The organism is Streptomyces yokosukanensis, assembly GCF_001514035.1.
GTDB lineage: Bacteria > Actinomycetota > Actinomycetes > Streptomycetales > Streptomycetaceae > Streptomyces > Streptomyces yokosukanensis.
In genome coordinates, this window is sequence record NZ_KQ948213.1 from 486,079 (window position 1) to 492,594 (window position 6,516).

Annotated in this window: 8 protein-coding genes; 4 read left to right on the forward strand and 4 right to left on the reverse strand. The window is 69.1% G+C overall.

Going from position 1 to position 6,516, the window contains the following annotated elements:
• Window positions 1-56: 56 nt before the first annotated feature.
• Window positions 57-845 (reverse strand): hypothetical protein, encoded by a 789-nt coding sequence (locus tag AQI95_RS22205; protein ID WP_079071388.1) that lies wholly within the window; start codon window positions 843-845, stop codon window positions 57-59.
• A 150-nt stretch (window positions 846-995) separates the two neighbouring features.
• Here AQI95_RS22205 and AQI95_RS22210 point away from each other — a divergent pair, with 150 nt between their 5' ends.
• The 3 genes from AQI95_RS22210 (at window position 996) to AQI95_RS22220 (ending at window position 3,350) form a co-directional block, all read left to right on the forward strand.
• A complete protein-coding gene (locus AQI95_RS22210; RefSeq protein ID WP_067126231.1) occupies window positions 996-1,787 on the forward strand; it encodes an ABC transporter ATP-binding protein in 792 nt (263 codons plus the stop codon).
• Window positions 1,788-1,848: 61 nt separating this feature from the next.
• Window positions 1,849-2,280 (forward strand): NfeD family protein, encoded by a 432-nt coding sequence (locus AQI95_RS22215; protein ID WP_067126234.1) that lies wholly within the window; start codon window positions 1,849-1,851, stop codon window positions 2,278-2,280.
• A gap of 110 nt (window positions 2,281-2,390) precedes the next feature.
• Window positions 2,391-3,350 (forward strand): SPFH domain-containing protein, encoded by a 960-nt coding sequence (locus tag AQI95_RS22220; protein ID WP_067126237.1) that lies wholly within the window; start codon window positions 2,391-2,393, stop codon window positions 3,348-3,350.
• A gap of 109 nt (window positions 3,351-3,459) precedes the next feature.
• Here AQI95_RS22220 and AQI95_RS22225 read toward each other — a convergent pair whose 3' ends face one another.
• The 3 genes from AQI95_RS22225 to AQI95_RS22235 form a co-directional block, all read right to left on the reverse strand.
• Window positions 3,460-3,966, reverse strand: coding sequence for an HNH endonuclease (locus AQI95_RS22225; protein ID WP_067126240.1), 507 nt, complete (start codon window positions 3,964-3,966; stop codon window positions 3,460-3,462).
• A 167-nt stretch (window positions 3,967-4,133) separates the two neighbouring features.
• Window positions 4,134-4,673 (reverse strand): YbhB/YbcL family Raf kinase inhibitor-like protein, encoded by a 540-nt coding sequence (locus AQI95_RS22230; RefSeq protein WP_067126243.1) that lies wholly within the window; start codon window positions 4,671-4,673, stop codon window positions 4,134-4,136.
• A 45-nt stretch (window positions 4,674-4,718) separates the two neighbouring features.
• On the reverse strand, window positions 4,719-5,501 hold the full coding sequence (locus AQI95_RS22235; protein WP_067126246.1) for a sporulation protein: 783 nt from the start codon (window positions 5,499-5,501) through the stop codon (window positions 4,719-4,721).
• Window positions 5,502-5,601: 100 nt separating this feature from the next.
• On the opposite strand from AQI95_RS22235, the gene AQI95_RS22240 reads away from it, so the two are divergent.
• The gene (locus tag AQI95_RS22240; protein ID WP_067126249.1) at window positions 5,602-6,252 is read left to right on the forward strand and encodes a DNA-3-methyladenine glycosylase; all 651 of its coding nucleotides are present in this window, start codon (window positions 5,602-5,604) and stop codon (window positions 6,250-6,252) included.
• The last annotated feature ends 264 nt before the right edge of the window (window positions 6,253-6,516 follow it).

Here is a 6,516-nt window from a genome sequence, read left to right on the forward strand (position 1 = left end):
GGGTCCGAGGGGCGCCGCCCTTCGGACCCCCCCGCCGCCGTCAGGAACCGGGCGGCCTACCGCACCCCCCGCTCCCGCTCCTCCACGATGGAGTTGTACGCCGCGACCTGCGCCCTCCGGGCCGTCCGCTCCACAGGTCGCAGAGCCTCGGACCGGGCAGCCATCTCCGCGGAGGTGACCGCCGCCCCGTGCCCCCGGTCGTGCGCGAGCGAGACCAGCAGCCCCACCCGCTGCGCCAGCTCCAACACCCGCACCGCACGCGGCGGGTATCCCGGCGCCAGCACCTCGCGCCCCCGCTCGGCCCGCGCCCGGTACGCGTCGATCGCCGCCTCCGCCACCGGGCCCGACCCGGCGACATCCAGCTTCGACAGCACCGCGGTCGCCTCGTGCAGCGCCTCCGCCAGTTCCCGCTCGGCCTCGCCCAGCGACGGCACGTCGGCCGGCGGAGCCTCCCGCACCGGCAGTACGTGCCAGACCACCTCGGCATGTACATCACCCTCGGGCCCGGCCTCGTACGCCTCAGGCACCAGGCCGTACGCGGCACCGAAGCAGACCACCGCCTCCTCGGCCGCCAAGGCCCGCGCATTGAAGTCCGGCGGCCCGCTCAGACCCAGCGGATGCCCCGGCGCGGGCAGTGCCACCCGCAAGCCGGTCACCCCCAGCGTCCGCAGCCGCCCCAGCGCGAGCGTCAGCCCGACCGGCGCGGACTCCCCGGGCAGCCCCTCCACCCGGTGCACCGTGTCCTCGCCCACAATGGCGAGAACGGCGTCATCCGGCGAGACAAGTCCGGCCAAAAGGGCATTTCCCCAAGCGGCAAGGCGTCCTGAACGCGGTTCCGAGAGCATGCCTCCACCCTAAGGACCGGACCGATGGAATGGAGCCGGGCACTCGTGGCGTAGATTTCATGGGGGCTGCGCCCACCGGCGCGGCGGACCGAGCCACAGGCGTACGCGAGAGCCGAGACCGGCCACACTGCAAGGGGAGACAACGCGCTCATGAGCGATGTTCTGGAGCTTCAGGACGTATCCGTGGTCCGCGAGGGCCGGGCTCTGGTGGACCAGGTCTCCTGGTCGGTGAAGGAGGGCGAGCGCTGGGTCATCCTCGGCCCCAACGGCGCCGGCAAGACCACCCTCCTGAACGTCGCCTCCAGCTACCTCTTCCCCAGCAAGGGCACCGCCACCATCCTCGGCGACACCCTCGGCAGGGTCGACGTCTTCGAGTTGCGCCCGCGCATCGGCGTGGCCGGCATCGCCATGACCGAGAAGCTCCCCAAGAGCCAGACCGTCCTGCAGACCGTCCTCACCGCCGCCTACGGCATGACCGCCGGCTGGCACGAGGAGTACGACGAGGTCGACGAGCAGCGCGCCCGCGCCTTCCTCGACCGTCTCGGCATGACCGACTACGTCGACCGGAAGTTCGGCACCCTCTCCGAGGGCGAGCGCAAGCGCACCCTCATCGCCCGCGCCCTGATGACCGACCCCGAGCTGCTCCTGCTCGACGAGCCCGCCGCCGGCCTCGACCTCGGCGGCCGCGAGGACCTGGTGCGCCGCCTCGGCCGACTCGCCCGTGACCCCATCGCCCCCTCGATGATCATGGTCACGCACCATGTCGAGGAGATCGCCCCCGGCTTCACCCACGTCCTCATGATCCGTCAGGGCAAGGTGCTCGCCGCCGGGCCGATCGAGCTGGAACTGACCTCTCGCAACCTCTCCCGCTGCTTCGGTCTCCCGCTCGTCGTCGAACAGGTCGGCGAGCGCTGGACCGCTCAGGGCCTGCCGCTGTCCTGACGCTGCCCCAACCCCGGTTCGCGCCCTGTCCGCCGCCCGGCCCCGGTCCTACCATGACCACGTGGACGACATCGACGCATGGGTGTGGTGGCTCGTCGGCGCGGGGGCACTCGGAATCCCGCTCGTGGTGACGGCGATGCCGGAGTTCGGCATGCTCGCGGTGGGAGCCGTCGCGGCGGCGGTCGTCGCGGGACTCGGCCTCGGCACCGTGATCCAGGTCCTCGCCTTCGTCGTCGTCTCCGTCGCGCTCATCGCCGTCGTCCGCCCCATCGCGGCCCGGCACAGCAGGCAACGCCCCCAACTCGCCACCGGTATCGACGCCTTGAAGGGCAGGCAGGCCGTCGTCCTGGAACGCGTCGACGGCTCCGGCGGCCGTATCAAGCTCGCCGGAGAGATCTGGTCGGCTCGCGCCCTCGCCACCGACCGCGCCTACGAAGTGGGCCAGGAGGTGGACGTCGTGGACATCGAAGGGGCCACCGCCATCGTCATCTGAGACAACCGGCCCACGAGTTGGGCGAAGTCTGACAGACTCGACCAGCAAGATCTTCTGCAAGCATGAGATCTGCCGAAGGCGCCGAGGCGGAGAGGGGTACGGGGACCACGATGGAACCGGTCATCATCGTCCTGATCATTCTGGTGGTGTTGGTCTTCATCGCCCTGATCAAGACCATCCAGGTCATTCCACAGGCCAGCGCCGCCATCGTCGAGCGCTTCGGCCGCTACACACGCACCCTGAACGCGGGCCTGAACATCGTGGTCCCGTTCATCGACACCATCCGCAACCGCATCGACCTGCGCGAACAGGTCGTACCGTTCCCGCCCCAGCCGGTGATCACCCAGGACAACCTGGTCGTCAACATCGACACGGTCATCTACTACCAGGTGACGGACGCCCGCGCGGCCACCTACGAAGTCGCCAGCTACATCCAGGCGATCGAGCAGCTGACGGTCACCACGCTCCGCAACATCATCGGCGGCATGGACCTCGAACGCACCCTGACCTCCCGCGAGGAGATCAACGCCGCCCTGCGCGGCGTCCTCGACGAGGCGACGGGCAAGTGGGGCATCCGCGTCAACCGCGTGGAACTCAAGGCCATCGAGCCCCCCACCTCCATCCAGGACTCGATGGAGAAGCAGATGCGCGCCGACCGTGACAAGCGCGCCGCGATCCTCACCGCCGAAGGTACGCGCCAGGCCGCCATCCTCACCGCGGAGGGCGAGAAGCAGTCCCAGATCCTGCGCGCCGAGGGCGAGGCCAAGGCCGCCGCCCTGCGCGCCGAGGGTGAGGCCCAGGCGGTCCGTACGGTCTTCGAGGCCATCCACGCCGGAGACCCGGACCAGAAGCTGCTGAGCTACCAGTACCTCCAGATGCTCCCGAAGATCGCCGAGGGCGACGCCAACAAGCTCTGGATCGTCCCCAGCGAGATCGGCGACGCCCTCAAGGGCCTCTCCGGCGCCATGGGCAACTTCGGCCCCCTGGGCGGCGGTTCGGGCAACAACGGCAAGTCCGTCCCGCCCCAGAACAACGGCCCGGACCGCTGGGAGAAGCCCAGCATCGACTGAGCGCCGCTGGAGAACGCGGGGTTCCTCCCGCGCCCTTCAGGGGCGCGGGGAACTGCGCGAGAAACCACACACGACCCGCAGCCGCCGACTGAAACCGCCGGGCAGACGATCAGGCCGCATCACGAGCCAGCCACTCAGGAAGCGCGTCGAAGTCGTCCCGGCCCAGGGCCAAGAGCATCGCATCGGCCGGCGTCGGCTCGAACGGCTCCTTCAGCAAGGTCATCCCCGCCTCCTCAGGAGTCCGGGCGGCCTTGCGGTGATTGTCCTCGGCACACGCGGCCACCGTGTTCAGCCAGGTGTCCTGCCCACCCTGCGCCCGCGGCAGCACATGGTCCACGGTTGTGGCCCTGCGCCCGCAGTACGCGCACCGGTGCCGGTCCCGGACCAGCACACCCCGCCTCGACCAGGGAGCTTGTCTTCGGAACGGCACCCGTACATATCTGCACAGCCTGATCACCCGGGGCGCGGGTATGTCCACATCGGCACCGCGCATGCGCAGTTCGGGATGGGCAGCCTCCACGACGGCCTTGTCCTGGAGCACCAGGACGACGGCTCGATTCAGCGTCACCGTCGACAGCGGCTCGAAGCTCGCATTCAGAACCAGTGTGTCCCGCATCCAGCCCACCTCCCGTGCGCACCTGCCCACCCCCGGCGGGCTTGGATCAACTCTGGACGGGCGCGCCGAGATGGACAACGCAATAAAAAATGCCCGCCCCCGATCACTTCCAAGACCGGGGGCGGGCAAACGTTCAATGAACGCTCAGCTGAATCGTGGCGCTGCGCTCAGCTCTGCGCGGGATTCTCGTACTCACCGATGAGCTGCGCACGCGCGATCGCGTGGAACCGCAGATTGAAGCCGATCACGGCGGGCGAGACATCGGCGTCCGGTCCAAGCTTCTCCTGATCCACCGCGTACACCGTGAAGACGTACCGGTGCGGCCCGTCCCCGGGCGGCGGCGCGGCACCACCGAAGTCCTTCGACCCGTAGTCGTTGCGCACATGCAGCGCACCCTCGGGCAGCCCCTCGAACTTCCCGCTGCCCGCACCCGCCGGCAGCTCCGTCACGGAGGCCGGGATGTCGAACAGGACCCAGTGCCAGAACCCGCTGCCGGTCGGCGCGTCGGGGTCGTAGCAGGTCACGGCGAAGCTCTTGGTCTGCGCGGGGAAGCCCGCCCAGCGCAGCTGCGGCGAGGTGTTGCCCTCCGCATAGACCTGGGCGCTGCCCAACGTCGCACCTTCCGCGAGGTCCGCGCTCGTCACGGTGAACGACGGCACGGGCGGATGGAAGTCGTGGGGGAGCGGCCGCCGCTTGAGCTCGGTCACCTCGGTACCTCCTGATCGATGATCTGCAACCAGCAGCTTCCGAGCCTAGAACCAGTTGCGCTTGCTGCCGACCTCGGACAGCCACTGGTTCAGATAAGCCGCCCAGTCGGTCCCCTGCCAGTCGTGCTGCCCCACCTGGAAGGACCGGTAGGTGTCCGAGCCCTCGCTGAACAGGCCCGGCTTCTTGTCCATCTCCAGTACGACGTCCATCGCGTGCTCATCGGCCACGAAGCTCAGCTCGACCTGGTTCAGACCCCGGTACTGCGCCGGCGGGTGGAACTCGATCTCCTGGTAGAACGGCAGCCGCTGACGCGTACCCCGGATGTGACCACGCTCCATGTCCGCGTTCTTGAAGCGGAAGCCCAGCTGGATGAAGGCGTCCAGAATCGCCTTCTGCGCCGGCAGCGGATGCACGTTGATCGGGTCCAGGTCGCCGGAATCCACCGCACGCGCGATCGCCAGCTCGGTCGTCACCCCGATGTGCATCCCGCGCAGCGCCTGCCCGTCGATCATGGTGACCGGCGTCTCCCAGGGGATCTCCAGTCCGAACGGAACGGCGTGCACGGCACCCGCCTGCAGCTCGAAGGCCCCACCGAGCCGCACCTTCGTGAACTCGATGTCCTGCTTGTACTCCTGGTCGCCGCTCTCCACCTCGACCTTGGCCTGCAGACCGACGGACAGCCCCTCGATGGCCTGGTCCACCGACCCGCCCTGGATGCGCACCTCACCCTGGACGACCCCGCCCGGCACGACATTGACCTCGGTCAGCACGGTCTCGACCGACGCCCCACCGGCACCGAGGCTCGCGAGCAGCTTCTTGAACGCCATTGACTCTCCCTTTACGAAGGACCCTCGACCCCTACAAACGCGATCCGTCCCCGACCGGTTCCGCCGACCCGGTGTCCCGGCTGCACTACCCTCGGACGGCATGATCGCGCCCCCGGACCGTACGCCACTGCCCCGAGAGTTCTTCGACCGCCCGGTCCTGGACGTGGCACCGGACCTGCTCGGCCGCGTCTTCGTCCGCACGACCCCCGACGGCCCGATCGCCCTGCGCCTCACCGAGGTGGAGGCGTACGACGGTCCGAACGACCCCGGCTCACACGCCTACCGCGGTCGCACCGCCCGCAACGCGGTGATGTTCGGGCCGCCCGGCCATGTGTACGTCTACTTCACCTATGGCATGTGGCACTGCATGAACCTCGTCTGCGGGCCCGAGGGCCGGGCGAGCGCCGTCCTTCTCCGCGCCGGCGAGATCGTCGAGGGCGTCGAACTGGCTCGCAAACGGCGACTTTCGGCCCGGAACGACAAGGAACTGGCCAAGGGCCCGGCCCGCCTGGCGACGGCCTTGGAAGTCGACCGAAGCCTGGACGGCACGGACGCGTGCGCCTTGGGCGAGACCCCGCTGCGCATGCTGACCGGTATGCCCGTCCCCGCTGACCAGGTACGAAGCGGCCCCCGCACCGGAGTCGCCGGCGAAGGCGGGAACGGCGACATCCATCCCTGGCGCTATTGGGTGGCCAACGACCCGACGGTGAGCCCCTATCGGGCCCATGCGCCGAGGCGCCGCTCAAGTTGACGCACCCTACGAAGGTGCGTAATGTGGCCCGAGCCACTGAACCGGGTACGGCAATAGCCAGCAGCCGGAGCGGCCACCCACTACCTAGCTACAACCCCTCAGCGGGGTCGATTTCGGCGCGCCCGTGTGCCCGAATTCGAAGCCGCGAGACTCGATTATGAGTCGCCGAGAGAATGCGCTAACGTAGTGAATGTCGAAAGGGCCGCGGCGAAAGCCAAAAGCCCCAAGACAAATCCCGCCGACCGGGAATCGGACGCCGAAAGG

Coding starts and splice junctions, on each gene's coding strand:
- AQI95_RS22210 (WP_067126231.1), top strand. CDS start 996: ATGAGCGATGTTCTGGAGCTTCAGGACGTATCCGTGGTCCGCGAGGGC.
- AQI95_RS22225 (WP_067126240.1), bottom strand. CDS start 3,966: ATGCGGGACACACTGGTTCTGAATGCGAGCTTCGAGCCGCTGTCGACG.
- AQI95_RS22240 (WP_067126249.1), top strand. CDS start 5,602: ATGATCGCGCCCCCGGACCGTACGCCACTGCCCCGAGAGTTCTTCGAC.
- AQI95_RS22205 (WP_079071388.1), bottom strand. CDS start 845: ATGCTCTCGGAACCGCGTTCAGGACGCCTTGCCGCTTGGGGAAATGCC.
- AQI95_RS22235 (WP_067126246.1), bottom strand. CDS start 5,501: ATGGCGTTCAAGAAGCTGCTCGCGAGCCTCGGTGCCGGTGGGGCGTCG.
- AQI95_RS22220 (WP_067126237.1), top strand. CDS start 2,391: ATGGAACCGGTCATCATCGTCCTGATCATTCTGGTGGTGTTGGTCTTC.